27 protein-coding genes and 1 tRNA gene are annotated in these 25,402 nt (G+C 71.6%); 12 read left to right on the forward strand and 16 right to left on the reverse strand.

Features of this window, described 5'->3' with window-relative positions; translation table 11 throughout:
* Positions 1-139: 139 nt before the first annotated feature.
* Entirely contained in the window at positions 140-604 is a 465-nt protein-coding gene (locus ACFYXS_RS38205; protein WP_389256404.1) for a hypothetical protein, read from the reverse strand.
* Between the two features lie 592 nt (positions 605-1,196).
* On the opposite strand from ACFYXS_RS38205, the gene ACFYXS_RS38210 reads away from it, so the two are divergent.
* Entirely contained in the window at positions 1,197-1,631 is a 435-nt protein-coding gene (locus ACFYXS_RS38210; RefSeq protein WP_389256405.1) for a hypothetical protein, read from the forward strand.
* A gap of 95 nt (positions 1,632-1,726) precedes the next feature.
* On the opposite strand, the gene ACFYXS_RS38215 is transcribed toward ACFYXS_RS38210, so the two are convergent.
* The 7 genes from ACFYXS_RS38215 to galU all read right to left on the reverse strand — a co-directional run bounded on the left by ACFYXS_RS38215 (position 1,727) and on the right by galU (position 6,768).
* Positions 1,727-1,800: transfer RNA gene (locus ACFYXS_RS38215), tRNA-Ala, on the reverse strand.
* 57 nt (positions 1,801-1,857) lie between these two features.
* Positions 1,858-2,730 (reverse strand): hypothetical protein, encoded by an 873-nt coding sequence (locus ACFYXS_RS38220; RefSeq protein WP_389256406.1) that lies wholly within the window; start codon positions 2,728-2,730, stop codon positions 1,858-1,860.
* Between the two features lie 140 nt (positions 2,731-2,870).
* A complete protein-coding gene (locus ACFYXS_RS38225) occupies positions 2,871-3,491 on the reverse strand; it encodes a GNAT family N-acetyltransferase (protein ID WP_389256459.1) in 621 nt (206 codons plus the stop codon).
* Positions 3,488-3,976 (reverse strand): molybdenum cofactor biosynthesis protein B, encoded by a 489-nt coding sequence (locus ACFYXS_RS38230; protein ID WP_389256407.1) that lies wholly within the window; start codon positions 3,974-3,976, stop codon positions 3,488-3,490. The genes ACFYXS_RS38225 and ACFYXS_RS38230 overlap by 4 nt, the downstream gene beginning before the upstream one ends.
* Entirely contained in the window at positions 3,973-4,455 is a 483-nt protein-coding gene (gene moaC, locus ACFYXS_RS38235; RefSeq protein ID WP_389256408.1) for a cyclic pyranopterin monophosphate synthase MoaC, read from the reverse strand. Before moaC ends, ACFYXS_RS38230 begins: the two co-directional genes overlap by 4 nt.
* A 55-nt stretch (positions 4,456-4,510) precedes the next feature.
* Positions 4,511-5,863: a gephyrin-like molybdotransferase Glp gene (gene glp, locus ACFYXS_RS38240; RefSeq protein ID WP_389256409.1), complete on the reverse strand. Its 1,353-nt coding sequence runs from the start codon at positions 5,861-5,863 to the stop codon at positions 4,511-4,513.
* The gene (gene galU, locus ACFYXS_RS38245; RefSeq protein ID WP_389256410.1) at positions 5,860-6,768 is read right to left on the reverse strand and encodes a UTP--glucose-1-phosphate uridylyltransferase GalU; all 909 of its coding nucleotides are present in this window, start codon (positions 6,766-6,768) and stop codon (positions 5,860-5,862) included. Before galU ends, glp begins: the two co-directional genes overlap by 4 nt.
* Before the next feature lie 81 nt (positions 6,769-6,849).
* On the opposite strand from galU, the gene ACFYXS_RS38250 reads away from it, so the two are divergent.
* Positions 6,850-7,458 (forward strand): 5-formyltetrahydrofolate cyclo-ligase, encoded by a 609-nt coding sequence (locus ACFYXS_RS38250; protein ID WP_389256411.1) that lies wholly within the window; start codon positions 6,850-6,852, stop codon positions 7,456-7,458.
* A gap of 65 nt (positions 7,459-7,523) precedes the next feature.
* On the opposite strand, the gene ACFYXS_RS38255 is transcribed toward ACFYXS_RS38250, so the two are convergent.
* A complete protein-coding gene (locus ACFYXS_RS38255; RefSeq protein ID WP_389256412.1) occupies positions 7,524-10,331 on the reverse strand; it encodes a penicillin acylase family protein in 2,808 nt (935 codons plus the stop codon).
* Positions 10,332-10,541: 210 nt separating this feature from the next.
* Between ACFYXS_RS38255 and ACFYXS_RS38260 the strand changes: the two genes are divergently transcribed.
* The 4 genes from ACFYXS_RS38260 to ACFYXS_RS38275 all read left to right on the forward strand — a co-directional run bounded on the left by ACFYXS_RS38260 (position 10,542) and on the right by ACFYXS_RS38275 (position 15,161).
* Positions 10,542-12,041, forward strand: coding sequence for a potassium/proton antiporter (locus ACFYXS_RS38260; protein WP_389256460.1), 1,500 nt, complete (start codon positions 10,542-10,544; stop codon positions 12,039-12,041).
* A gap of 306 nt (positions 12,042-12,347) precedes the next feature.
* A complete protein-coding gene (locus ACFYXS_RS38265) occupies positions 12,348-13,592 on the forward strand; it encodes an MFS transporter (protein ID WP_389256461.1) in 1,245 nt (414 codons plus the stop codon).
* Positions 13,593-13,658: 66 nt separating this feature from the next.
* On the forward strand, positions 13,659-13,982 hold the full coding sequence (locus tag ACFYXS_RS38270; RefSeq protein ID WP_389256413.1) for an FmdB family zinc ribbon protein: 324 nt from the start codon (positions 13,659-13,661) through the stop codon (positions 13,980-13,982).
* Positions 13,983-14,150: 168 nt separating this feature from the next.
* Positions 14,151-15,161 carry a zinc-dependent alcohol dehydrogenase family protein gene (locus ACFYXS_RS38275; RefSeq protein WP_389256462.1) on the forward strand — a complete coding sequence of 337 codons (1,011 nt, stop codon included), beginning with the start codon at positions 14,151-14,153 and terminating at the stop codon, positions 15,159-15,161.
* A gap of 18 nt (positions 15,162-15,179) precedes the next feature.
* Here ACFYXS_RS38275 and ACFYXS_RS38280 read toward each other — a convergent pair whose 3' ends face one another.
* Complete coding sequence (locus tag ACFYXS_RS38280; RefSeq protein WP_389256414.1) at positions 15,180-15,866, reverse strand: helix-turn-helix domain-containing protein; 687 nt, start codon at positions 15,864-15,866, stop codon at positions 15,180-15,182.
* Between the two features lie 283 nt (positions 15,867-16,149).
* Between ACFYXS_RS38280 and ACFYXS_RS38285 the strand changes: the two genes are divergently transcribed.
* Positions 16,150-16,761 (forward strand): hypothetical protein, encoded by a 612-nt coding sequence (locus ACFYXS_RS38285; RefSeq protein WP_389256415.1) that lies wholly within the window; start codon positions 16,150-16,152, stop codon positions 16,759-16,761.
* A gap of 205 nt (positions 16,762-16,966) precedes the next feature.
* Positions 16,967-17,449 carry a large conductance mechanosensitive channel protein MscL gene (gene mscL / locus ACFYXS_RS38290; protein WP_389256416.1) on the forward strand — a complete coding sequence of 161 codons (483 nt, stop codon included), beginning with the start codon at positions 16,967-16,969 and terminating at the stop codon, positions 17,447-17,449.
* A 21-nt stretch (positions 17,450-17,470) separates the two neighbouring features.
* Here the strand turns inward: mscL and ACFYXS_RS38295 are convergent, their stop codons facing one another.
* Positions 17,471-17,680 carry a hypothetical protein gene (locus ACFYXS_RS38295; protein ID WP_389256417.1) on the reverse strand — a complete coding sequence of 70 codons (210 nt, stop codon included), beginning with the start codon at positions 17,678-17,680 and terminating at the stop codon, positions 17,471-17,473.
* A 146-nt stretch (positions 17,681-17,826) separates the two neighbouring features.
* Complete coding sequence (locus tag ACFYXS_RS38300; protein ID WP_319663063.1) at positions 17,827-18,816, reverse strand: sigma-70 family RNA polymerase sigma factor; 990 nt, start codon at positions 18,814-18,816, stop codon at positions 17,827-17,829.
* Between the two features lie 187 nt (positions 18,817-19,003).
* Here ACFYXS_RS38300 and ACFYXS_RS38305 point away from each other — a divergent pair, with 187 nt between their 5' ends.
* Positions 19,004-19,573, forward strand: coding sequence for a GNAT family N-acetyltransferase (locus tag ACFYXS_RS38305; protein ID WP_389256418.1), 570 nt, complete (start codon positions 19,004-19,006; stop codon positions 19,571-19,573).
* A gap of 36 nt (positions 19,574-19,609) precedes the next feature.
* Here ACFYXS_RS38305 and ACFYXS_RS38310 read toward each other — a convergent pair whose 3' ends face one another.
* Entirely contained in the window at positions 19,610-20,113 is a 504-nt protein-coding gene (locus ACFYXS_RS38310; RefSeq protein WP_389256419.1) for a MarR family winged helix-turn-helix transcriptional regulator, read from the reverse strand.
* Positions 20,114-20,213: 100 nt separating this feature from the next.
* Between ACFYXS_RS38310 and ribA the strand changes: the two genes are divergently transcribed.
* Positions 20,214-20,843: a GTP cyclohydrolase II gene (gene ribA, locus ACFYXS_RS38315; protein ID WP_389256420.1), complete on the forward strand. Its 630-nt coding sequence runs from the start codon at positions 20,214-20,216 to the stop codon at positions 20,841-20,843.
* A gap of 16 nt (positions 20,844-20,859) precedes the next feature.
* Positions 20,860-21,618 (forward strand): dioxygenase, encoded by a 759-nt coding sequence (locus ACFYXS_RS38320; RefSeq protein WP_389256463.1) that lies wholly within the window; start codon positions 20,860-20,862, stop codon positions 21,616-21,618.
* 108 nt (positions 21,619-21,726) lie between these two features.
* On the opposite strand, the gene ACFYXS_RS38325 is transcribed toward ACFYXS_RS38320, so the two are convergent.
* The 3 genes from ACFYXS_RS38325 to ACFYXS_RS38335 all read right to left on the reverse strand — a co-directional run bounded on the left by ACFYXS_RS38325 (position 21,727) and on the right by ACFYXS_RS38335 (position 24,723).
* Positions 21,727-23,241, reverse strand: coding sequence for an MFS transporter (locus tag ACFYXS_RS38325; RefSeq protein WP_389256421.1), 1,515 nt, complete (start codon positions 23,239-23,241; stop codon positions 21,727-21,729).
* A gap of 196 nt (positions 23,242-23,437) precedes the next feature.
* Positions 23,438-24,064 carry a TetR/AcrR family transcriptional regulator gene (locus ACFYXS_RS38330; RefSeq protein WP_389256422.1) on the reverse strand — a complete coding sequence of 209 codons (627 nt, stop codon included), beginning with the start codon at positions 24,062-24,064 and terminating at the stop codon, positions 23,438-23,440.
* Between the two features lie 248 nt (positions 24,065-24,312).
* Positions 24,313-24,723: an organic hydroperoxide resistance protein gene (locus ACFYXS_RS38335; RefSeq protein WP_389256423.1), complete on the reverse strand. Its 411-nt coding sequence runs from the start codon at positions 24,721-24,723 to the stop codon at positions 24,313-24,315.
* A 105-nt stretch (positions 24,724-24,828) separates the two neighbouring features.
* On the opposite strand from ACFYXS_RS38335, the gene ACFYXS_RS38340 reads away from it, so the two are divergent.
* Positions 24,829-25,332 (forward strand): MarR family winged helix-turn-helix transcriptional regulator, encoded by a 504-nt coding sequence (locus tag ACFYXS_RS38340; RefSeq protein ID WP_389256424.1) that lies wholly within the window; start codon positions 24,829-24,831, stop codon positions 25,330-25,332.
* Positions 25,333-25,402 lie beyond the last annotated feature (70 nt).

The following is a 25,402-nucleotide window of genomic DNA, read 5'->3' on the forward strand; positions in this document are numbered from 1 at the left end:
CGGCCCGCCACACCGTGCCCATACCGCCGCGACCTATCCGCTCGACAAGCCGGTACCGCCCAGCCACCAGGCGTCCGAGGTCGGACATCGCGCGCTACTCCTTGATTCTTCCTGGACGATCTCGTGGGTCGGCGGGCCATCACGCAAGTGCGGTGACCCGCGCCTGCGCCCGGCCTCCGCCCGAGCGCAGGACGATGTCGTAGAGGTAGGTGTCGCCGTCGCGGGGGCCCACGGCCGTCCGCGTCCCGGGGCGCAGGAGGCCGGAGACGGTCTCGTGCCGTTCGCCCGGTGCCGAGCCGCTGATGCCGACCAGCCGCAGGTCGGTCCGCCCGGTGTTCTCCACCGTCACGGCGCGGGTCCGCGGGCACGGGCCGGTCCGGGTGCCCGGCGGGCAAAGGAAGCGCACGTCGCCGAAGCTCCCCAGGCCGCAGGAGACGTCGGTGGCGTAGCCGACGTCCGACGAGCAGACGGCACCGACCCGCAGGCCGCCCGGCACCGCGGCGTCGTCCCCGGACGCGTGCGCCTCACCGCTCCGCGGCTGCGCGAGGGCGAACGCGCCGAGGACGGCCGTGGCGAGCACGGCGGACACGAGTGCATTCCGCACGGGTCGCTCCAAAGGGCCTGCGGGCGGCGTCACCGCGGGTGCTTCGGGACGTTGCCGGGGGCATGCCTCCGGCGTCCCGCCGGCTCTGCCGCTTCCCGCGGCAGTCGCGCGAACCGCTACCGGCGCCTGTGCCGCATTTCCCCGCCCGGTCAGGACCGGCGGGATGACAGATGACGAAAATACCGGCCGCCCGAAGTCGCGGCAATATCGTTCATGAGAAAACCCGGCTCGGACCGAAGAATGGCACGCACCTTCAACAATGGCGCACACATTCTTTCCCCGGACCGCGGGCTTCAGCGTGGGGATCGGCGCACATCTACCAGGAAATGGGTCATCACCCCCTGAGCCTTGACCTTCCCCCGCCGGCACGGAAAGGGAATTCGAACGCCATTGCCCCGCGCCGTGGCACCAACGGACCGCATTTGTGTCCACGCCCGTCGGCCGCCGTACAACGACCCGTGATGGGATGCCCGCATGACGGATTGGTCGGAACTGAAGCATGCGTACGGCTCGGCACAGGACATCCCGGCCCTGTTCGAACGGCTCGGTCGCGGCTCTGCCACCAGGGGAGGCACGTGACCGCCACGCCGAGGTGGTCGACCGTCTCCGGACGCTGGCCCGCGAGCGGGTTCGCCGGCCCGCCGAGCCCGGCCTTTTCGTGTATCTGCTCCAGGCCGCCATGGCCTTCGACGGCGCACCGGTCTGGTCCGAGGCCCTGGAAGACCTGGTCGACGAGAGCTACGAGGTCTTCTGCCCCGAGTGCGGGATGGGGGTGTACATCGCCATCGGCGAGGCCGGCTTCTTCTCCGCCGTCGGTGACCACGCGCCCGGGGACCCGGGAGGGACGCCTCTGCGCCCCGCCGATCCTGCCGAGCTGTCCGGTCCCGCACGGCAGCTGTACGACGCGGCGCATGAAGCGGGGATGACCTCGGTCGCGTTCGCCCTCATCCACCTGTTCGGCACCGGAACGTGCGGCGAGTGCGGCGCCGCGTTCGTGGTCGCCGACCAAGTGGCCGCACCGTACTGACGGCGCACCACCGGCCCGCTCCCCGGCCGTCGGGCCGGGGAGCACGACAAAGCCCCCGCCGGATCTCTCCGACGGGGGCTTCGCCCTGTGTGCTGTGGACCTGAGGGGATTCGAACCCCTGACCCCCTCGATGCGAACGAGGTGCGCTACCGGACTGCGCCACAGGCCCTTGCAACGAGGAAAACTCTAGCATCCCGGCGGGGGTGCTCCGCTCACCCCCGGCGGGTCACTCGTTGGCGGCGCGGGGGCGGTCGCGGTCGGAGTGCTGGTCGAAGAGGGGGGTGCGGCTGCGGTCACGGGTGCGGCGGGGAGTGACGGGGGCCGTGGAGAAGGTGGGGCGGGGGGCCGGGACTTCCCAGGTGTCCTCGGTGGGGGTGCGCTGCTGGTCGACCCACTCCGCGTGGTCGGTCTGCTCCACGAGCGCGCGGCGGTCGGCCGTGGCCGGCTCCTCGGGCGGGGGCAGCGGCACGGGCTCGGCCACGTCGGGGGCCTCGGGGGCGTGCTCACGGACCGTGCGGGCGTCGCGGAGGCGCTTGGCGGCCTCCGCGGCACGGCGCTGGTCGAGCTTGACCTCGAAGCGGCGGCGCTCCTGCGCCCGCAGGTGGGCAATGTAGATCGTGAGCAGCACCGCGGGGATGCCCGGGGCCCACAGGAAGGCGACGCCGCCGACGGCGGCCACGATCATGCCGAAGGTGAAGCCGAGGAAGAGCAGCGTGGTGGTGCGCCGGCGCGCGGCGAGCACCTTGGCCCGGGGGTTGGGCGTCTTGGCCTTGGACTGCGCCCCCGCCTGCACCGGCGCCTGTACCTGCGGATGCGGTTTGGCCTGCAGCGGCTTGGGCTGGGCCGGCACCTCGGGCGCGGGCACGGCGAGGTCCCGGACGTCGACCGTGGGGTCTCCCTCGGTCTCCTCGTCCGGGTCCGCCGTTTTGGCGTACCTGCGCTCCAGCGCCGCCCGCCCGGACAGCAGCCGGATGGCGGTGCTGAAGCGTTCCGTCGGGCGCGCTTCGTTGAGCTCGTCCTGCCTACGGAGCCACATCGGCACCAAGTAGGCAGCCCAGGCCCCGACGATGACTGCGTAGATGAGGCCGCTGCTGCTCACGCATCACACGGTAGGGGGGTTCGCGACGGGGGATACGCAATTTGGCGCGGTGTGTCGCACGATCTGGCTGATACGCCGAAATTTTTTTCTGATTGCGTTCGTGCGAGAGTCGGATCGGCGACATATTTCGAACAGATATTTTATTTGTGAGCTGTGCCGGGTCGCGCCTGGTGCCAGCGGTGCAGCATTCCCTCCGGCACCTCCTCCGCCGTCAGCGCGAACACCAGATGGTCGCGCCACGCCCCGTCGATATGCAGATAGCGGGGGCGCAGTCCCTCGTCGCGGAAGCCGAGTTTCTCCACCACGCGCCGGCTCGGCCCGTTCTCCGGCCGGATGCACACCTCGACGCGGTGCAGGCCGACCGCGCGGAAACAGTGGTCCACCGCGAGGGCGACGGCGGTCGGCATCACGCCGCGCCCGGCGACCGCCTCGTCGACCCAGTAGCCGATGTGGGCGCTGCACATGGAGCCCCAGGTGATGCCGGCGACGGTGATCTGCCCGGCCAACCGCCCCTGGTACTCGATGACGAACGGCATCATGCGCCCGGAGGCGGCCTCGTGGCGCAGGTGCCGGACCATCTGCCGGTAGGTGGGCCGCAGGGCGAGGTGGCCGGGCGGGGCGGGCGGCACGGTGGCCTCCCACGGCCGCAGCCAGTCGCGGTTGCGGCGGTTGACCTCGCGCCAGGCGCGCTGGTCGCGCATCTTTATCGGGCGGAGGAGGACGTCCCCGTCCGCCAGCTCGGCAGGCCAGGACACGTTCAGCTCGGTCTCCCAGACATAGGGTGGTCGCCGCCGCGGAGCTGGTCGACGGCATGCACGAGCAGGGGGGCCAGCACGGCCAGCCCGTCCTTGACGCCGCCGGTGGATCCGGGGAGGTTCACCACCAGGGTGCGCCCGGCCACGCCGCACACGCCACGGGAGAGCGCCGCCGTGGGCACCTTCTCCCGGCCGGCGGCGCGGATGGCCTCGGCGATGCCGGGGACCTCGTAGTCCAGCACGTCGCGGGTCACCTCGGGGGTGCGGTCGGTGGGCGAGATGCCGGTGCCGCCGGTGGTGACGACGACGTCGTAGCCCTCCGCCACCGCCTGCCGAAGGGCGTGCCCGACCGGCTCGCCGTCCGGGACGACGCGCGGGCCGTCCACGATGAAGCCGAGCTCCGCGAGCCCGGCGACGACGAGGGGGCCGCCGCGGTCCTCGTAGACCCCGGCGGCCGCGCGGTGGGACGCGGTGATCGCGAGCGCCTTCACGAGCCGCGCCTCCAGTCCCCCGACGCGCCGCCGGTCTTCTCCTCGACCCGTACGTCCGTGATGACCGCGCCCTTGTCCACGGCCTTGACCATGTCGACCACGGTGAGCGCGGCGACGCTGACCGCGGTCAGCGCCTCCATCTCGACGCCCGTGCGGTCGGTGGTCCTCACCGTGGCGGTGATGTCGACGGAGGAGTCGCCCACGGCGAGGTCGACCTTCACCCCGGAGACCGCCAGCGGGTGGCAGAGCGGGATCAGGTCGGGGGTGCGCTTGGCGCCCATGATGCCGGCGATGCGCGCGGTGGCGAGGGCGTCGCCCTTGGGGACGCCCTCCCCCCGCAGCAGTTCGATGACGCGCGGCGAGACCCGGACGCGGCCGGTGGCGCGCGCGGTGCGGGTGGTGACGTCCTTCGCGGAGACGTCGACCATGCGGGCCGCGCCCGCGTCGTCGACGTGCGTCAGACGCTGCTGTTCTGTCATCGCTACGGACACTCCCACTGCTCGCGCGTGCTCGCGTGGGCAGTACGCTACCCGCTCAGTCGAGCAGTACCACGTCGACCTCGGAGCCCGCGGCGATCTCCGTGACGTCCTCGGGGACCACGATCAGCGAGTTCGCGTGGGCGAGTGCCCCCACCAGGTGGGATCCCGCCCCGCCCACGGGGGTGACCGTGCCGGCGGCGGCCTCGTAGCGGCCGCGCAGGAACTGGCGCTTGCCCTTCGGCGAGGAGGTCACGGCCGCCGGGCAGACCGCCCGCACCGACGGGCGGTGGACCGGCTCGATGCCCATCAGCGTGCGGACGGCGGGGCGTACGAACAGCTCGAAGGAGACGTACGCGCTGACCGGGTTGCCCGGCAGCGCGACCAGCGGGGTGCGCTCGGGCTCCGCGGCCGCCTCCCCGTCCTCCGCCGGGGCCTCGGTCTCGACGCGGGCGCCCGCGTCGACGAAGCCGAATCCCTGCGGCTTGCCGGGCTGCATGGCGAGCGTGCGGAACTCGATCTCCTCGCCCAGCGCCTCCTTGACCACGTCGTACGCGCCGACGCTGACGCCGCCGCTGGTGACCACCAGGTCGGCGCGGATCAGCTGGTCCTCGACGGTCGCGCGGAAGGTCTCGGCGTCGTCGGCGACCGCGCCGACGCGGTACGCCTGGGCGCCGGCGTCCCGCGCGGCGGCGGTGAGCATGTAGCTGTTGGAGTCGTGGATGCGCCCGGGGCCCAGCGCCTCGCCGGGCGGGACGAGTTCGCTGCCGGTGGACACCACGACGACCCGCGGCCGGGGCCGCACCCGCACCGCGGCGCGGCCGACGGCGGCGAGCAGCGCGATCTGCGGCGGCCCCAGCACCGTGCCCGCGGCGAGGGCCAGTTCACCGGCGGCCACGTCGCTGCCGCGGGCGCGGACGTACGCGCCGGCCTCGACCTGCCGGTAGACCCGGACCTCGCCGGACGAGGCCTCGGGCGTGCGGCTCGCGGCGGACATGCCGGTGACGGGGCCCGCCTCCCCGCTGCCGCCGTCGGTCCACTCGACCGGGACGACGGCCTCGGCGCCGGGCGGCAGCGGGGCGCCGGTCATGATCCGCGCGGCCTCGCCCGGGCCGACGGTCGGCGGCTCGCCGCTGCCGGCCGCCACGTCGCCGATGACCGTGAGCACGGCCGGGTGCTCGTCGTCCGCGCCCTGGGTGTCCGTGGTGCGGACCGCGTAGCCGTCCATCGAGCTGTTCTCGAAGGGCGGCAGCGACACCGGCACCATGACGTCCTCGACGAGCACGCACCCCTGGGCGTCGAGCAGTTGCAGCTCGATCGGCTCCAGGGGCCTCAGCTGCCGGAGGATGTTGTCGAGGTGTTCCGAGACGGACCAGACGCGATCGGCACCGGCGGCCGTGCTACTGCTCAAGCTTGCATCTCCTCGTTGACATACGAACGCAGCCAGGTCCGGAAGTCCGGTCCCAGGTCATCACGTTCGCATGCCAGTCGGACAATGGCACGCAGATAGTCGGCACGGTCTCCGGTGTCGTAGCGACGGCCCTTGAAGATCACGCCGTGCACGGGGCCGTCCGGGCCGCCCGCCTGGGCCAGTTCGCGCAGGGCGTCGGTCAGCTGGATCTCGCCGCCGCGGCCGGGCTGCGTCTTGCCCAGCACGCCGAAGATCGCCGGGTCCAGGACGTAACGGCCGATGATGGCGTACGAGGAGGGCGCCTCGCTCTGTGCGGGCTTCTCGACGAGGTCGGTGATCCGGACCACGTTGTCGTCGTCGGTGGGGACGATCGCCGCACTGCCGTAGAGGTGGATCTGGCCGGGGTCGACCTCCATCAGCGCGACGACGCTGCCGCCGTGCCGCTCCTGGACGTCGATCATGGTGCTGAGCAGCGGGTCCCGGGGGTCGATGAGGTCGTCGCCGAGGAGGACCGCGAAGGGCTGGTCGCCGACGTGCGGTTCGGCGCAGAGCACCGCGTGGCCGAGGCCCCGGGGGTTGCCCTGGCGGACGTAGTGCATGGTCGCCAGGTCGCTGGACTCCTGGACCTTGGCGAGCCGGGACTCGTCGCCCTTGCGGCTCAGGGCCTCTTCGAGCTCGTAGTTGCGGTCGAAGTGGTCCTCGAGCGCACGCTTGTTGCGGCCCGTGATCATGAGGACATCGGAGAGGTTGGCCGCGACGGCCTCCTCGACCACGTACTGGATGGCGGGCTTGTCCACGACCGGCAGCATTTCCTTGGGTGTCGCCTTCGTGGCGGGGAGGAAACGGGTGCCGAGGCCGGCTGCGGGGATGACAGCCTTACTGATCCGAGTACGCGCGTGAGTCATGGTCTGCACAATAACCGCTGCATATGAGGTGAAGATGAAGTTCCGGTTGCATGACGGGTATAGGCGGCGATTGTGGGCCAAATGAGTGGCAGTCACGGTAGCAAGGCCGGGTTGCGGGAAACCCTCCTGCGGATGAGGAGTGGGTTTACGGAAGGTTTCCGCGCGGAGGCGGAACGGGGAATCGTCCGGCACTCGTTGGAGTTGCCCGAACTGTCCGGAGCGTCCCGGACCGTGGCCGCCTACGTCTCGATGGGATCCGAACCGGGCACCCGTGCGCTGCTGGAGGCGCTGCGCGAGCGCGGCGAGCGGGTCCTGCTGCCCGTCCTGCTGCCGGACAACGATCTGGACTGGGGCCCCTACGAGGGCCCTGACACGCTCGTGCGGACGCCGCGCGGCCTGTACGAGCCCACCGGCCCCCGGCTCGGCCCGGACGCCGTCACGGGCGCCCACGCCGTGCTGCTGCCCGGTCTGGCGGTCGACGCGGACGGCCTGCGGCTGGGCCGCGGCGGCGGCAGTTACGACCGCGTGCTGGCCCGGCTGGAGGCGGCCGGGGCGACGCCGGCCCTGGTGGTCCTGCTGTACGGGCACGAAGTGCTGGAGCACGTGCCCGCCGAGCCGCACGACCGGCCGGTGGACGCGGTGGTCACCCCGGACGGCGTGCGGCGCTTCGGGCGGCCGGAGAGCCGCTGAACGTGCGAGGGGGCGGGCCCATGGGCCCGCCCCCTCGTCGTACGTCCGCTGCCCGCGTCAGCGCGTCACGGTGTCAGCGCCAGGGTGTCGTCCGTGCTCGCGTCGACGGCCTGCTTGGTGAACGCCCACGGCAGCAGCTCGCCCTTGGCCCACTTCGTCGTCTGGTCCGAGTAGTGCGCGCTGTAGGCGTGGCCGGAGGCGCCGGTGAGGTTGATCCACCGCGACTTGTCGAGGTCGTCCAGCGAGACCACCATCCGCATCGACGGCACCCAGACCACCTCGTAGCCGCCGGCCGCGTTCCAGCCGGTGGCGTCGACGGCCGCCTCGCCGCCGCCGAGGTTCCAGGGCCCGCGGTTGAGCAGCCAGCGCACGACCGCCGGACCGCCGGTGCCCAGCGTCTGGTTGCGCAGCTCCAGCTGGTGCAGCCGGCCCCAGCTCCAGGTGTCGATGTTCTTGCCGAGCTTGGCGGTCAGCTCGTAGCGGGCGTCCTTCATGGCCTGGGCGAGCAGTTCGTCGCGGGTCGTGCGCGGCTTGCCGCTGTTCTTGTCGAAGAAGGCCGTGGGGGACGTGGTCCACCAGGGGTTGTCCTCGTCCTTGATGATCGACCGCACGACCTCGAACCAGCGGTCGCCGCCGTCCGGCTGCGCCTGGTCCGCGTCGCGCTGGCCGCACTCGCGCACGAGCTTGGCCTTGCCGTTGAGGTCGTCGACCGGACCGGACCGGTCGGTCGCCGGGACGGTCAGGCACTGGCCCTTCGGCCGCAGCTCCTTGGGCAGCTTGTTGCCGAAGGCGAGCTTGAGGGTGTTGCGCCAGACCGCGTTGAAGTAGGCCGCGGCCGCGGAGTCCGCGTCCTGGTTGTAGTCCCAGCTCTCCAGCAGCTTCTGCGCGTTGCGGACGTAGTCGTCCTTGTCGTTCTTGATGTCGATCTTCAGCAGGTACGGCACCAGCAGCTTGGCGATCTCGCTGCTGCTGTCGCTCTGCATCTTCTGCATGTCGTCCATCGAGACCAGCCCGCTGTCCTTGATCTTGGACGCGATCAGGTCGTTGATCCGCTGGCTGCGCGTGCCGTAGCCCCAGTCCTGGGTGAGCAGGTACGGGTACTTGCGCTGGTCGACGACGGCCTGGTTGGCGGTGACGATGTAGCCGCGGGTCGGGTTGAGCTCCCACGGCATGGCGTCGAAGGGGATCGGCTTGCCCCACTGGTACTTCGGGTCCCAGCCGGGGGCCGGGTAGGTGCCGTCGTAGCCCGCGGCGCGCGTCGGGACCTCGCCGGGGGCCTGGTAGCCGATGTTGCCGTGGGCACCCTTGCCGTCGGCGTAGATCAGGTTCTGCGAGGGGACGGCGAAGTCGCGGGCCGCGGCACGGAACTCCTCCCAGCCGGTCGCCGTGTCCAGCTCGAAGACCGCGTCCATCGTCTTGGACGGCTGCAGGGCGGTCCACTTCAGGGAGATCGCGTACCCGTCGCCGCGGTCGGGCGCGGAGTTGTCCACCGGCGCCCGGTCGCCGACCTTGAGCAGCTCGGAGCTGCGGTCGGAGACCACCGGGCCGTTGTTGGTGCTGCGCACGGTGATCGTGCGGTCCGATCCCCCGGCGACCTTGATCGTCTCCTGGCGGGTCTTGAGCGGCAGCGACTTCCCGTCGTAGAGGTAGCTGTCGTCGCTCAGCTTCTCCAGGTACAGGTCGGTGACGTCGGCCCCCAGGTTGGTCATGCCCCAGGCGATCGACTGGTTGTGGCCGATGACCACGCCCGGCATGCCGGAGAAGGTGTAGCCGGCGACGTCGAAGGGGCAGGCCTTGGAGACCGCCGTGCAGTGCAGACCCATCTGGTACCAGAGCGAGGGCATCTGGGGCGCCAGGTGCGGGTCATTGGCGAGCAGCGGCTTGCCGGTGGTGGTGTGGGTGCCGTCGACGACCCAGGAGTTGGAGCCGATGCCGTTGCCGTTGGGGCCGAGCAGCGCGGGGATCTGGTCGAGGGTGCCGGAGAGCGAGGCGAGCTGCGACTGCAGGTTGCCGGCGGCCTCGTCGACGGTGGAGCCGGTGTCGGCGCCCGTGCCCGTGCCGGTGCCGGTGCCGGTGCTCGTTCCCGTGCCCGAAGTGTCGCCGGACGCGCTGCTCGTGGGGGAATTCGGCGGTTCGTACGCACCCGTGACCGTATCGACCGTTCCGCTGTCCACGATCGTCCGGTGCCGCGCGTACGGGTAGGCCGGGTAGAGGCTGGCGATCTGCTTCGCGTTCAACCGGCTGGTCAGCAGCGCGCGGTCGATCTCGTCCTGCATGTTGCCGCGCAGGTCCCAGGCCATGGCCTTGAGCCAGGCGACCGAGTCGACCGGCGTCCACCGCTCCGGGGTGTAGTCGTTGGTCAGCGCCAGGGCCGCGTACTCCACGGACAGGTCGGCGCCCTTGTGGCCCGCCAAGTAGGCGTTGACACCGTCCGAGTACGCCTGCAGGTAGTCCTTGGTCGTCTGCGAGAGCTTGGTGTCGTACTCGGTCTGCGCGACCTCGCGCCAGCCCAGCGTGCGCAGGAAGGCGTCGGTCTCCACCTGGCCGCTGCCGAACATCTCCGAGAGGCGGCCGGCGGTGAGGTGCCGGCGCACGTCCATCTCGTAGAAGCGGTCCTGGGCCTGGACGTACCCCTGGGCGCGGAAGAGGTCCTGCGGGGTGTCCGCGTAGATCTGCGGGATGCCGTTGCCGTCCCGCTTGACCTGGACCGGCCCGGACAGGCCCTTGAGCTGCAGGGTGCCGGTGGTCTGCGGGAGGGACGCGCGGACGGTCGCCACGCTCCAGTACGACCCGAAGGCGATGCCCGCCACCAGCAGGAGTACGACCCCGATCACGATCAGGCGCACGCGGCGGGACTTTGTCTTGGGGGGCATCGATGTCCTTCGAGGGCAGGGTGGACCGATTGCTAGGGGCCACCTTAGGCGTAGTGTCCGGCGGCCTCCCAAGCGGTGCCGGAAGCGAGGACGGAAGCCGTACGGAAGCGGTGCAGAAGCCGCTCCCGGACGGCCCGGGGAGATCGCAACGACCTCAAGCACAGGTAAAATATTAGGCAAGGCAATGAACTGCGGTGAAAGGACGGGCTCCTGACTGTCGACCGCCTCAACGAGCTCCTGCTGGTGTGCGCCGCCGTGCTGCTCATCGCAGTGGTCGCGGTGCGCCTGTCGTCGCGCAGCGGACTGCCGACCCTGCTGATCTACCTGGGCATCGGCGTCGCCATCGGGCAGGACGGCCTCGGCGTCAAATTCGACAACGCCGAATTGACCCAAGTGCTGGGATATGCGGCACTTGTGGTGATTCTGGCCGAAGGTGGTCTGGGCACCAAGTGGCGGGAGATCAAACCGGCGGTACCGGCGGCCGCCGTGCTCGCGACCCTCGGGATCGCGGTCAGCGTCGGCGTCACCGCGGCGGGCGGGCACTACCTCGTCGGGCTCGACTGGCGGCAGTCGATCATCATCGGCGCCGTGGTGTCCTCCACCGACGCGGCGGCGGTCTTCTCCGTGCTGCGCCGGGTACCGCTGCCGACGCGGCTGACCGGTGTCCTGGAGGCCGAGTCGGGCTTCAACGACGCGCCCGTGGTCATCCTGGTCGTCGCCTTCTCCGAGCACTGGCCGGTGCACAACTGGGGCGTCCTGCTGGGCGAGATCATCCTGGAGCTGGCGATCGGCGCTGTCGTCGGCCTGGCGGTCGGCCTGCTCGGCGCCTACGCCCTGCGGCACGTCGCGCTGCCCGCCTCCGGCCTCTACCCGATCGCGGTGATGGCCATCGCCGTCCTCGCGTACGCGGGCGGGGCCATGGCGCACGGCTCCGGCTTCCTCGCCGTCTACGTCGCCTCCGTCGTGCTCGGCAACGCCAAACTGCCGCACCGGCCCGCCACCCGCGGCTTCGCCGAGGGGCTCGCCTGGATCGCGCAGATCGGGCTGTTCGTCCTGCTGGGCCTGCTCGTGACCCCCCACGAACTGGGCGACGACATCGTGCCGGCGATCGTCGTCGGGCTCGTGCTGACGATGGTGGCGCGGCCGCTGTCGGTGACGGCGAGCCTGCTGCCGTTCCGAATGCCCTTCCGCGAACACGCGTTGGTCTCCTGGGCGGGACTGCGCGGCGCGGTGCCCATCGTGCTCGCCACCATTCCGATGGTGGCCAAGGTCGAGCAGAGCGAGCGGATCTTCAACATCGTCTTCGTCCTGGTGATCGTCTACACCCTCGTGCAGGGGCCGACGCTGCCGTGGATCGCCAAGGCGCTGCGGATCGACGACCCGGGCGCGGCCGAGGACCTGGGCATCGAGTCGGCCCCGCTGGAACGGCTGCGCGGCCACCTGCTGTCGATGCGCATCCCCGACCGGTCCCGTATGCACGGCGTGGAGGTCAACGAACTGCGGCTGCCGCCGGGCGCCGCGGTCACGCTGGTCGTCCGGGAGGGCAAGAGCTTCGTGCCGCTGCCGACGACCGTGCTGCGGACCGGCGACGAACTCCTGGTCGTCGCGACCGACCCGGTGCGCGACAAGGCCGAGGCGCGGCTGCGCGCGGTCGGCCGGGGCGGCAAGCTGGCCGGATGGCTGGAATCAGGCCGCGAAACCAGCCGTTAACATGGCTGCACGACAGTCACCACCAACTCTGCCTGACGCAGAGCTGGCGCGACCGCCCGGCGGCCGGACACCCGGTATCTACCTCGGTCAAGCGCGAGAGGACAGCTCTCGGCGCACCGTACGCGACCAGGCGTCCAGGGTGCGCTACCAGGCGGCAGAAAGGCCCGGGCCGTGGCATCCACGGTCACTCGCTCCTCCCGTCGCTCGCCGCTGAAGCCCCGCCGGGACCGGCGCGAACGGCGCGACCGGCGCGACCTCCGGGACCGCGACCGCGCGTCCGGCGCGGGGCGCCCCGGCTACGGACAGCTGCTGCGCACCCCCGGTGCGTGGACGTTCCTGCTGCCGGGCTTCACCGCCCGGCAGCCCTTCGCGATGCTGACCATCGGCATCGTGCTCCTGGTGCAGCACACCACCGGCTCCTACGGCACCGCGGGTGCGGTGTCAGCCGTCACCGGCGTCGCCATGGCGCTGTTCGCCCCGCAGAGCGGCAAGCTCGCCGACCGCTTCGGGCAGGGCGCGGTGCTCGTACCCGGCGTGATCGTGCACACGGCGGCCGTGACGCTGCTGTCGCTGCTCGCCCTCGCCCACGCCCCGCTGTGGGCGCTGCTGGCGGTGGCGGTGCCGGCGGGCGCCTCGGTGCCGCAGGTCGGGCCCATGGTGCGGGCCCGCTGGGCCGCCACCCTGCCGGAGAAGTCCCCGCTGCTGCAGACGGCCGCGGCCTTCGAGTCGGTGACCGACGAGTTCACGTTCGTCATCGGGCCGGTACTGGCCACCGCGCTGAGCACCGGTGTCCACCCGGCGGCCGGGCTGCTGGCCGAGGCCGGGCTGACGCTGGCGGGCGGTCTGATCTTCGCGGTGCAGCGGCGGACCGCTCCCGCGCCGGCCGCCCGCACCGCGGACGGCGCCCGTGAGCGGCAGCCCTCGGCGCTGAGCGTGCCGAGCGTACGGGTGCTCGCGGTCGCCTTCCTCGGCATCGGCGCCGTCTTCGGCGGCATGCAGGTCTCGATGACGGCCTTCACCGAGGAGATCGGGCGGCCGGGCATCAACGGCCTGCTGTACGGCACCTTCGCGGCGGGCAACATGCTGGCGGGCATCGTCTGCGGTGCGGTGGCCTGGAAGTCCGGGCCCCGGCGCCGGATGGTCCTCGGCTACACCGCGCTGACCGCGGCCACCTCGATGCTCTGGGCGGCGCACGCCGTGCCGCTGCTGGGCGGGCTCGGACTGCTGGTCGGGTTGACCATCGCCCCGGCGCTGATCACCGGCTACACCCTGGTGGAATCACTGGTGCCCGCGCGGATCCGCACGGAGGCGTTCACCTGGCTGACGGGCGCGGTCGCGCTCGGGCAGGCGGCGGCCGCCACGGCCGCCGGCCGGCTCGCGGACCGCATCGGCGCGAGCGCCGGATTCACCGTGCCCCTGGCCGGTACCGCACTGGCGCTGATCACCTTGCTGGCACTGCGCGGCAGGCTCGCCCCGCAGTCCGCTGGACTGGTCGCGGCACGCGGCGACGGCAGTGGTATCGGTCACCGAGTGCCGGTCACGGTGGACTGAGACCGCGGAATGCTGCACTATTGACCGTCGTTAGCACTCACTGAACCAGAGTGCCAGGAGGAGCAAGTGCCGACCTACCAGTACCAGTGCACCGAGTGCGGCGAGGGCCTCGAGGCGGTGCAGAAGTTCAGCGACGACGCGCTCACCGAGTGCCCGGCGTGCCACGGCCGCCTGCGCAAGGTCTTCTCCGCGGTCGGCGTTGTCTTCAAGGGCTCCGGTTTCTACCGGACCGACAGCCGCGGCTCGTCGTCCAGCAGCGCCCCGGCGGCCAAGGCCGGCAGCGGATCCGACGCGAAGTCGTCGACGTCGTCGTCATCTTCTTCGGGCTCTTCGAGCTCCTCGGGCACCGGCGGCTCCTCGTCGAGCTCGGCGAGCACCTCCGCCGCCTGAGCGGAGTGCTCGCGCGGCCGCTCGCGCGGATCGCCTGAGCGGCGCCCCACTTTCGGGTGAAGGCCCCCGTCGACCACGACCGGGGGCCTTCGGCGTACCCCGCGCCACCGGCTTCCGGGTCCTTTCGCCGTGCGTGGGGAAGGCCCCCGGCCGCAGACTGGGAACATGCTGTGCGGTTGGGTCGTCGACCGGCCCGGGCCCATGATCACGGAGCCACTGGTGCGCGTCGGGCGGCCGAGACCGGTGCCGGGACCGACGGAGCTGCTGCTGCGCGTCGAGGCGTGCGGCGTCTGCCGGACCGATCTCCACCTGGCCGAGGGGGATCTCCCCCCGCACCGCCGGGAGACCGTGCCCGGGCACGAGGTCGTCGGGCGGGTCATCGCCACCGGTGAGCTCGCCGGCCGCTTCACCGAGGGCGACCGGGTCGGTGTGGCATGGCTGCGGGGCACCTGCGGGAACTGCGTCTACTGCCGTTCCGGCCGGGAGAACCTGTGCCCCGACTCCCTCTACACCGGCTGGGACGCCGACGGCGGCTTCGCGGACTTCACCACCGTCCCGGAGGACTACGCGTATGCGCTGCCCGAGGACGCCGACGGCCGCGACGCCGTGCACCTGGCACCCCTGCTGTGCGCCGGGATCATCGGCTACCGCGCGCTGCGCCGCAGCGATCTGCCGCCGGGCGGACGGCTGGGCATCTACGGCTTCGGGGCCTCGGCGCACATCGCCGCGCAGGTCGCACTGGCCGAGGGCGCGACCGTGCATGTGCTGACCCGGTCGGCGAAGGCGCGCGAGCTAGCACTGGAACTCGGTGCGGCCTCGGCGGCCGGTGACGACGCCCGGCCCCCGGAACCACTGGACGCGGCGATCCTCTTCGCGCCCGTCGGCGATCTGGTGCCGGTCGCCCTGGAGGCCCTGGACCGCGGTGGCACGCTGGCCGTCGCCGGCATCCACCTCACCGACATCCCCTCGCTCAACTATCAGCGCCATCTGTTCCAGGAACGGAATCTGCGCAGTGTCACCTCCAACACCAGACAGGACGGACAGGAGTTCCTGGCCCTGGCGGCCAGGATCGGGATCCGGGTGACCGTCACCCCGTACCCGCTGGACCAGGCGGACCGGGCCCTGGCGGATCTGGCCGCCGACCGCGTCAACGGCGCCGCCGTGCTCGTACCGGACTGACGGCCCACGGGGCCCGGCTCACTCGACGCGTATCAGGCATCCCGTGACGTTCGAGGGGACGATGCGTATCCACAGGTCGTCAGTGCCGTCGGCCCACGGGTCGGGATGGGCGCCCTTTGCCAGCGCACCCACCTCGTCGGAGTCGGTGACGTGCTCGACGGTCCCGAGGAGCAGCACGCTCCAGCCGGCGCTGAGGCACGTGTCGAACTGATCGACCTCGAAGGCGACCTCGATGCCGTGCCCGGCGGCCGGCGGGGCTTCCCGCGCCGTGCGGTAGACGATGGCGCCGTCGACCACGGAGTAGATCACCGGCACCACGGCGGGGTGACCCGTGGCGGTGGTCAGCGCGACCCTGCCGACGTCCTGCCCGGACAGCCGGCTCCAGCACTCCCCGGCGTCGAGGTCGCACGGAACCGGCTGCCCGGTCGCCACCTCGTCCGGGCAGTTCTCGGTGTCGCCCCCGAGCAGCCGGCTGGCCGTGGTCCGCAGGGCGCCCGCGAGGCGGAGCATGGCGTTGGTGCCGATGGTGTGGTGGCACTGCTCTTCCACGTAGCGCACATAGCCCGGGGTCATCCCGGCCCGTGCGGCCACTTCCTCGCGACTGAGGCCCAGTTGCTCCCGCCGCTGGGCGACGCGGCGGGCCACGTCTCCCGGGTGGGACCTGGAGTTTCCGGACAGGTCGTCGTGCAAGGTCTGCCTGGGCACGTCGACCACCTCCCGTTGTCGGGCTCAGGCGCTTCGTCTCGCTAACCAGCACATCACCGCAGGGGCCGTGCCGCCAGGTCTGGACCCTCCGTCCCCTCGACCGGGCGACGGAGTTATCCACAACCGGTGAGTAATCCACAGGCCGGGAACGGCCCGTCGGCGCGGTGGTGCATCGTGATCCGTGCCGCCCCGGACTGCCGGCTCCAACGGGGTCCAGCGGTGCGGGCGAGTGACGGCGGTGGTCCCGGTGAGGGACCTGACGGACGTGGAGGGTGTGACGGGCATGAATCCAGTGAGCACAGCGAACGCGGCGAGCACAGTGAACGCGGCGAACGCGGTGGACGGCATGAGCGGAGTGGCGACAGCGGCTGCGGGTGCGGTCTCCCGGGCGGGCGCCGGGGCACCGGCGCCGTGCCCGGTGCCGGACTTCGCGCCGATCAGGGCGGGCGGCGGGGGCCACCGCCTGCGGCGGGTACTACGACGGCGACGCCGGATGGTGGCGGCGGGTCTGGCCATGACGGCGGCGGCGGTCGCGGCCGCCGCGCCCAGGGAGGCTCCCCGACCCGCGTGGTCCGGCCGGGCGGGGCCCGCGCCGGCGGCGGTCGCCGCGGCGCGGGACACGGTGCGCGCGCCGGTGCGGATCGCGGACGCGCAGGCGGTACGGCTCGTGCGCCCCGGCGACCGGGTGGACGTGATGGCCGCGGCGCGGATCGTCGCGCGGGCCGCGCCCGTGGTGGCCGTGCCGCGCGCGTCCGACGGGTTCTCCGCCGGCCTCGGCCCGGACACCGCGGACGGCGTGAGCGGGGCGCTGATCGTGCTCTCGGTTCCCCGTGCGACGGCCGCCGAGCTCTCCGGCGCCGCGGCGGGGGCCCCGCTGTCGCTCGCGCTGCGGTGACCGCGCGCCGAGGCGTCCCGGTGCGGAGGGGGCGGGTCGGGGCGAGTCGGACAGGGGTGTGTCGCACGGCCCCCGAGCCCGTACCCTCAGAGGCCGAACCGCTCACGGACCCCAGGGTTCCGCCGACCGTCCCGTGGTGGGGCCCACTGCTTCGTCAGGGTTCCGTAGGCCGAACATGCACGGTCGTTCGAAAGGAAATCGTCCCTTGAAGGGCTTCAAAGCCTTCCTTCTGCGTGGCAATGTCGTCGAGCTCGCTGTCGCCGTCGTCGTCGGCGCGGCGTTCAGCAAGATCGTCGATGCGTTCGTGAAGGGCCTCATCAACCCGGTGATCGGTGCCATCGGCACCAAGAACCTCGACGGCTACATCGTCTGCATCGAGAAGCCCTGCGTCGCCTCCGGTGGCGAGCTCACGAAGGGCGTGGGCCTGCTGTGGGGCTCCGTGGCCGGTGCCGCGCTGACCTTCCTCATCACGGCCGCGGTCGTGTACTTCCTGCTGATCCTCCCGATGAACAAGCTCAACGAGCGGCGCAAGGCCGGCCAGGGCGACGAGGCCGCGGCCGGTCCGACCGAGCTGGAGCTGCTCACCGAGATCCGCGACCTGCTCGCGCGCCAGCAGGGCAATGGCGGCGGCGGTCCCACCGTCCCGGCGCCCTACGACCACGGCGGCGGGAACCGGACGTACCGGTAGGCACGGCGCGGCGCGTCCGTCTCAGATGTGGTGCGGGGGCTTCTCGTCGAGAAAGCGCGCGAGATCTCCCGCACCGCCCTGCCCCTGGCGGTCGCCCCAGCCCGTGTCGGTGTCGTCGCTCGACTGCCGCTCCAGCGGGTCGTCGAAGACCAGCGCCGTCGCGGGGTCGCGCGGCTCACGCGGGCGACCGGGGGCGGGCTGCGAGGCGGGGCGGGGATCGGAACTGCTCATGGGTCCAGGGTACGGGCCGCCCCGAGCGGACCGGCCGGCCCCGGACACCCCGGACAGGGGTCGGGCCCCGGTGCAGGGGGGTGGCACCGGAGCCCGAGTCTTGGGTGGGGGGGCGTTGCGGGCGCCGCGAGGACGCCCGCCGGTGGTCAGGCCGCCTCGATGGACAGCCCCGTCTGGCGCGCCATGCGCTTCAGGTCGGCCAGGGCGTGCTTCTCGATCTGCCGGATCCGCTCCCGGGTCAGGCCGTGCTGCTTGCCGACCTCGGTCAGCGTGCGCTCGCGGCCGTCCACGATCCCGTAGCGCGCCCGGATGATGGACGCGGTCCGGTCGTCGAGCCGGTCGATCAGGTCCTCCAGTTCCTCACGCCGCAGCATGACGAGCACGGAGTCCTCCGGCGAGGCGGCCGAGGTGTCCTCGACAAGATCGCCGAACTGGGTCTCGCCCTCGTCGTCCACCGACATGTTGAGGCTCACGGGATCGCGCGCCCAGTCCAGCACGTCGGCGATGCGCTCCGGCGTGGAGTCGAGTTCGGCGGCGATCTCCGCGGGCTCCGGGTCACGTCCGTGCTCACGGTTGAACTCGCGCTGCACCCGGCGCACACGTCCCAGTTCCTCCACCAGGTGGACGGGGAGCCGGATCGTGCGCGACTGGTCCGCGATGGACCGGGTGATCGCCTGACGGATCCACCATGTCGCGTACGTGGAGAACTTGAAGCCCTTGGCGTAGTCGAACTTCTCGACGGCGCGGACCAGGCCCGCGTTGCCCTCCTGGATCAGGTCGAGCAGCGGCAGGCCGCTGCGCGGGTAACGGCGCGCGACGGCGACGACAAGACGCAGGTTGGAACGGATGAAGACGTCCTTGGCCCGCGCACCTGCGGCGGCTATCGCCTCCAGTTCCTCGCGGTCGGCGCCGCCTCCCGAACCCAGCTCCTCACCCGCGAGGAGCTGCTCGGCGTAGACGCCGGCCTCGATCGCCCTGGAAAGCTCGACTTCCTGCGCGGCGTCGAGCAACGGCGTGCGCGCGATCTCGTCGAGGTACATACCGACGAGGTCTCGGTCGGCCATCTCGCCGTGGCCGTGCGCGCGAGCGCTGCTCTTCCCGCCGGTGGTGCTGCGGGCGACGGCACGGGTTGCCATGCGTGCTCCCTTGCGAAGGTTCGGTCGGGTGTCGGTCGAATGAGCTGCCCCTCAGCAGCTTCGCGACTACCTCTCGGCTGCCCACTCGAAAAGGGATAACGACTGGAATCCGGACACAATTCCCATGCGCACCCCCATTTTTTACGATCTTGCAGTACCCTGTCCGGCCACAGCGAGAGGTGGATCATTGCCGAAGCACCCGGAAGTGCAGGTCAGGCCGGGTCGGGAGGAGGACCTGCGGGCCCTCACCGAGCTCTACAACCACTACGTCCGCGAGACGCCCGTCACCTTCGACCTGGAACCGCTTTCCCTGGAACAGCGCCGTCCATGGCTGCTCTCCCACCCGGAAGACGGACCGCACCGCCTTTTGGTTGCCCTCGAATCCCCAGAAACCCTCGGATCGGCGGAAACTCCGGACACGCCGGCCCCGGCCGGCCGTCTTCTCGGCTACGCGACGAGCAGCCCGTTCCGCCCGAAGGCGGCCTACTCGACCTCGGTGGAGACCTCTGTGTACTGCGCACCCGGGGCCGCCGGCCGAGGCGTCGGCACCCTGCTCTACACCGCGCTCTTCCACGCCCTGCGGAACGAGGACGTGCATCGCGCCTACGCCGGCATCGCGCAGCCCAACGAGGCGTCGGCGCGGCTGCACGCCCGCTTCGGTTTCCGCCCGGTCGGCGTCTTCCGCGAGGTCGGCCGGAAGTTCGGCCGCTACTGGGACGTCGCCTGGTACGAGAAGGAGCTCACCCCCGGCGACTGACCCCCGCGCTCCGCCCTTCGATCACTCCAGCGCCCCTCAGCGCAGCCACGGCAGATCCGCCGCCGCCCCCTTCTCCGGCTGCAGCCCCTCCGCGACGGTCCGGCAGATCTCGCTCAGCTGCTGTATCTGCTCCGCCGAGAGACGGTCGAAGATCGCCCCGCGCACCGCCTCGGCGTGCCCCGGCGCGGCGGCGGCGAGCGCCGCGAAGCCCTCGTCGGTCAGGACGGCGAGCTGGCCGCGCCGGTCGGACGGGCAGCTCTCACGGCGCACCCAGCCGTTCTCCTCAAGCCGCGCGATGGCGTGCGAGAGCCGGCTGCGCGTAATTTTCGACCGTTCGGCGAGTTCCGTCATGCGCATGCGTCGGTCGGGCGCCTCCGAGAGCCACACCAGCAGCGAGTAGTAGGCGAGCGGCATGTTCGCGTTTCGCTGGAGTTGCCTGTCCAGGACGTCGGAGACCAGCTGGGTCGATGCCATGTAGGCGCGCCACGCGCGCTGTTCCTCCTGGCTCAGCCAGCGGGGTTGGGGCCTGCTCGTCGTCATGCCCCCTATGGTACGAAGTTACCTTGAAACCTCAAGCAATCGGGGGTACGGTCCTGTCTGCTCGCTTGAAAGTTCAAGGAATCCTCGAGCAAGGAACTCCATGACCACCGCACCCGCACACCCCCGGGCAGCGATCCGTACGCGCGTGCGCATCCCGCTGCGCTTCTCCGACGGCTGGACGACCGACGCCGACGTGCTCACCTTCACCGGCCTTGCCGACGGCGAGGAGCACATCGCGCTCGGCCTCGGCGCTCACGAGGGGACGCCGGTGCCGCTCGTCCGCCCGCACTCCGAGTGCCTGACCGGCGACGTCCTCGGCTCCCAGCGCTGCGACTGCGGGCCCCAGTTGAGGGAGGCGGTCGAGCGCATAGCGGCCGTGGGCGGCTATCTGCTCTACCTGCGCCAGGAGGGCCGTGGCATCGGCCTGTACGCCAAGCTGGACGCGTACGCCCTCCAGGACCAGGGCCTGGACACCTACGCCGCCAACCGCGCGCTCGGCCGGGCCGACGACGAGCGGGACTACACCGCCGCCGCCCAGATGCTCGGCGCGCTCGGCGTGGACACGATCCGCCTGCTGAGCAACAACCCGGACAAGGCAGAGCAGTTGTCCACCCTCGGCATCACCGTCGCCGAACGGGTGCCGACCGGTGTGCACCTCTCGCAGGCCAATGTCCGCTACCTGCGCGCCAAGGCCGCGCACACCCACCACACCCTCGTCCTCCCGGCCTGAGGAGACCCCCATGCGCATGCCCGCCCTGTATCTGTCGCACGGCGCCCCGCCGCTGGCCGACGACCCCGTCTGGCCCGGTGAACTGGCCGCCTGGTCCGCCGGGTTGCCGCGCCCCACGGCGATCCTGATGGTCTCCGCGCACTGGGAGGAGGCCCCGCTCGCGCTCGCCGCGACCACCACCGTCCCACTGGTGTACGACTTCTGGGGCTTCCCGCGGCATTACTACGGGGTCCGATACGCCGCCCCCGGAGCGCCCGCGCTGGCCGACTCGGTACGCGGGCTGCTGCGCGGCCCGGGCATCCCGGTGCAGGACATTCCGGACCGGGGCCTGGACCACGGGGCCTACGTCCCGCTGGTGGAGATGTTCCCGGAGGCGGACATCCCGGTACTGCAGGTCTCGATGCCCACGCTCGACCCGCAGAAGCTGATGGACGTCGGGCGGAAGCTGGCCCCGCTGCGCGACGAGGGGGTGCTCATCGTCGGCAGCGGCTTCTTCACCCACAACCTGGCGGCGCTGCGGCACGCCGGGGGCGTCCCCGGCTGGTCCACCGAGTTCGACGACTGGGGCCGGCGCGCGCTGGACGCCCAGGACGTCGACGCGCTGCTGGACTTCTCGCACACCTCCCCCGCGGGGGCACTCGCCCATCCGCGCACCGAGCACTTCGCCCCGCTCTTCGTCGCCATGGGCGCGGCCGAGGACGATCTCGGATCCCAGCGCAGCGTCATCGACGGCTTCTGGATGGGCCTGGCCAAGCGCTCCGTGCAGTTCGGCTGATCCCTCGGCTCCCCCGGCTCCCCCCGGGGCAACCGGCCGGCACAGGCCGAAGGGCCCCGCTTCCCGTGGGAAGCGGGGCCCTTCGGGCGTTGCGCCGGGGCGTCCGGGTCAGTGGGCGACCACGGGGACGACGATGTCGTCGGCGGTGCCCTCCGCGCCGTCCTCGGACGACGCGGCCACGACGCTGCCACCGTGGCCGGCGGTGATGAAGGTGAAGGCGATGATCGCCGACACCGCGAGGATGCCGGCCGCCCACCAGATCGCGGTCGAGTAACCGTGCACCGCGGCCGCGTTGATGAAGCCCTGCTTGCCCAGCGTGCGGGCCTCGGCGGCATGGCCGGCGATCCACGCGGTGGTGGCGCTGGCCGCGACGGTGTTGAGCATCGCGGTGCCGATGGCACCGCCGACCTGCTGCGAGGTGTTGACCATGGCGGAGGCGACACCCGCGTCACGCGGCTGCACACCGTGCGTGGCCAGGCTCATGGCCGGCATGAACGCCGTACCCATGCCGAGGCCGAGCAGGATCTCCGCCGGCAGGATCAGGCCGGCGTACGAGCTGCCGACCTCGAGCTGGGTCAGGATCAGCATGCCCAGGGCAGCCAGCAGGAAGCCCGGGGTCATCAGCAGCCGCGGCCGGACGCGGTTCATCAGACGCGCGCCGATCTGCGTCGAGCCGGTGATCATGCCCGCGATCATCGGGAGGAAGGCGAAGCCGGTCTTCAGGGCGGAGAAGCCCTGCACGACCTGGAGGTAGTAGCCGAGGAAGAGGAACAGGCCGAACATGGCGATGATCGCCAGGCCGAGCGAGAGGTACACGCCACCGCGGTTGCGGTCGGTGACCACACGCAGCGGCAGCAGCGGTGCCTTCACACGGGACTCGACGACCACGAACGACGCCAGCAGCACGACCGCGGCCACGAACAGGCCAATGGTCTTGCCCGCGCCCCAGCCGTCGGACTCGGCGACGGTGAAGCCGTAGACCAGCGAGACCAGACCGGCGGTGGCCAGCACCGCACCGGGGATGTCGAGGCTGCTGTTGTTGCGGCTGCCGGCGGGCTCGCGGATGACCCGCAGGGCACCGAAGACCGCGACGGCGGCGAAGGGGATGTTGACGAAGAACGTCCAGCGCCAGTTCAGGTACTCGGTCAGCGCACCGCCGAGGATCAGGCCGACGGCGCCGCCACCACCGGCGATGGCACCGAAGATGCCGAACGCCTTGGCGCGCTCCTGGGGCTCGGTGAACATCACCGCGAGCAGCGACAGCGCGGCCGGCGCGAGCAGCGCGCCGAAAGCGCCCTGCAGTGCGCGGGCACCGAAGAGCACCGCCTCGTTGGCCGCGGCGCCACCGATCGCCGAGGCGGCCGCGAAGCCGATGAGACCGGTGATGAAGGTCCGGCGGCGGCCCCACATGTCGGCGATGCGCCCGCCGAAGAGCAGCAGTCCGCCGAAGACCAGCGCGTAGGCGGTGATGACCCACTGCTTGTTGGCGTCGGAGATACCGAGGTCGGCCTGGGCGGTGGGAAGTGCGATGTTCACGATGGTGCCGTCGAGGACGACCATCAGCTGGGCTATCGCGATGAAGGCCAGCGCCTTCCAGCGCTGGGCGTGGGCCGTTTCTGACATGGATGAACTCACTAACGGTGGGAAGAGGCGAGCACGACGGTGAACTCTGCGGGCCGCATGGGCGCCGCGCGCCGATGCGGGCGGGCGCGACTCATGGACCAGAGAAGACGAAGGCGACTTACAGTACGTAACGGATGAATGGTCGGCTAGTGAATTACCGGTCGGCCGGCCACGGCGCGCGGCCGCCGGCGGAGGCTCAGTCCCGCCCCCGGAGGTCTTCGAGCGTCACGGAGGACCCGGGCAGCGGCGAACGTGCCGGGGCCTCCAGACCGTCGACGAACAACTGCAGGTGCCGGTGGATGAAACGGCTCATGTCGCAGTGCGATCCCGGCAGGGGCCGGGTGAGCTGGCTGATCGCCACCATCAGATCGCCGACGTCGATGTCGTCGCGGAGCCGTCCGGACCGACGGGCGGCCTCCATCAGACGCGCGACGGCGCCCTGCAGGCGGACACGGCCCTCCTCCAGGCGCGGTTCGCCCTGGCCGAACCGCGCGACGAGCATGGGACACAGCGCCCCCACCCGCTCGTCGGCGGCTTCGTGCACGAAGGCGCGCAGCGCGTCGAAGGGGTCCGGTTCCTCGATGAGCAGCCGCTCGGCGCGGTCCGCGATCCGGTCCATCACCGAGTGCGCCACCTGGATCGCGAGCTCCTGGCGGTCGGCGAAGTGCCGGTAGACCGTCGCGTTGCCGACGCCCGCGCGGCGGGCGACCTCGTCGAGGGGTGCGTCGGCACCGTACTCGAGGAGGACCTCGCGGGCCGCGGCCATGATGCGCTCACGATTGCGGGTCGCGTCCGCGCGCTGTTTCACGGCGATCTGGGCCATGACGGGTCCCCCTCTCCCACGGTGCCGGGTACTGCCTGACGGTTGTCCGTTGCCGCGCATCCGGGGAAGCTGTCCCCGCTTGCGCGACACAAGGGTAAACGGGGACGCCGTCCCCGGATATTTCGGCCCCCGTTGTGACCTGACTCACATTCAGCCGAAAACGGGAAGGACCCCGGTCGCGCCGCGGCGACCAGGGTCCTTCCTCGGGCGTCCGGGACATCCGGGCGCGCGGGTTCTCGACGGCTCGACTACTCGACGACGAGCTCGACGGGGATGTTGCCGCGGGTCGCCTTGGAGTAGGGGCAGACCGCGTGGGCCTGCTCCAGCAGCTTGTGACCGGTCTCGTTCTCCAGCTCCGCCGGCAGCTCGGCGCGGAGCACCACGGCCAGGCCGAAGCTCGTGTCGTCCTTGCCGATGGTGACCTCGGCGGTCACCGAGATGTCCTTGGTGTCGACCTTGGCCTGGCGGCCCACCAGGGCCAGCGCGCTGGCGAAACAGGCCGCGTAACCGGCGGCGAAGAGCTGCTCGGGGTTGGTGCCCTGACCGTTGCCACCCATCGCCGGGGGCATGGCCAGCGCGAGGTCGAGCTGGCCGTCGGAGCTCACGGCCCGCCCGTCGCGGCCGTTGGCGGTGGCGACAGCGGTGTACAGCGCGTCCATGGGAATCCGTCCTCTTTCGATCGCGTGCGAACTCGTTATGACAAGTAGAGCACACAACTCAGTTGCACACAACTAAAACGGGAGCGGCCGAGATACCCTGGACCCATGACCGCCCCTGTCTCTGCCCCCGCCTCCGCATCCGCGCGGGCCGGCGACGACTACCTGCGCCTGGAGCAGCAGATCTGCTTCTCGCTGCAGGCCGCGTCCCGTGCCTTCGGCGGTGTCTACCGGGTCGTCCTCAAGGACCTCGGCCTCACCTACCCCCAGTACCTGGCCATGCTCGTGCTGTGGGAGCACGGCCCCCTGCCGGTGAAGAGGATCGGCGAGCACCTGCGTCTCGACTCCGGCACGCTCTCCCCGCTGCTGAAGCGCCTCGACGCGGCCGGCCTAGTCCGCCGCGAACGCTCTACCGACGACGAGCGCTCGGTCACCGTCCACCTCACCGAGGAAGGCGTCGCCCTGCGCGAGCGCGCCCTCCAGGTGCCGCTGCGCATATCCGCCGCCACCGGCCTGGGCCTCGACGACATCAGCGAACTGCGGACCCGCCTCGAACGTCTGACCTCGGCACTCGACGCGGCGGACCTCTCCGAGGGCCCCGACGCCGACTGACCGGCGCCGGGAGGACCGGTGATCCACCCCGGCGCCGCCCGGCGCGCGATGTCCCCACCACGGGCGCCCA

This window comes from Streptomyces sp. NPDC002574, from assembly GCF_042889545.1.
GTDB lineage: Bacteria > Actinomycetota > Actinomycetes > Streptomycetales > Streptomycetaceae > Actinacidiphila.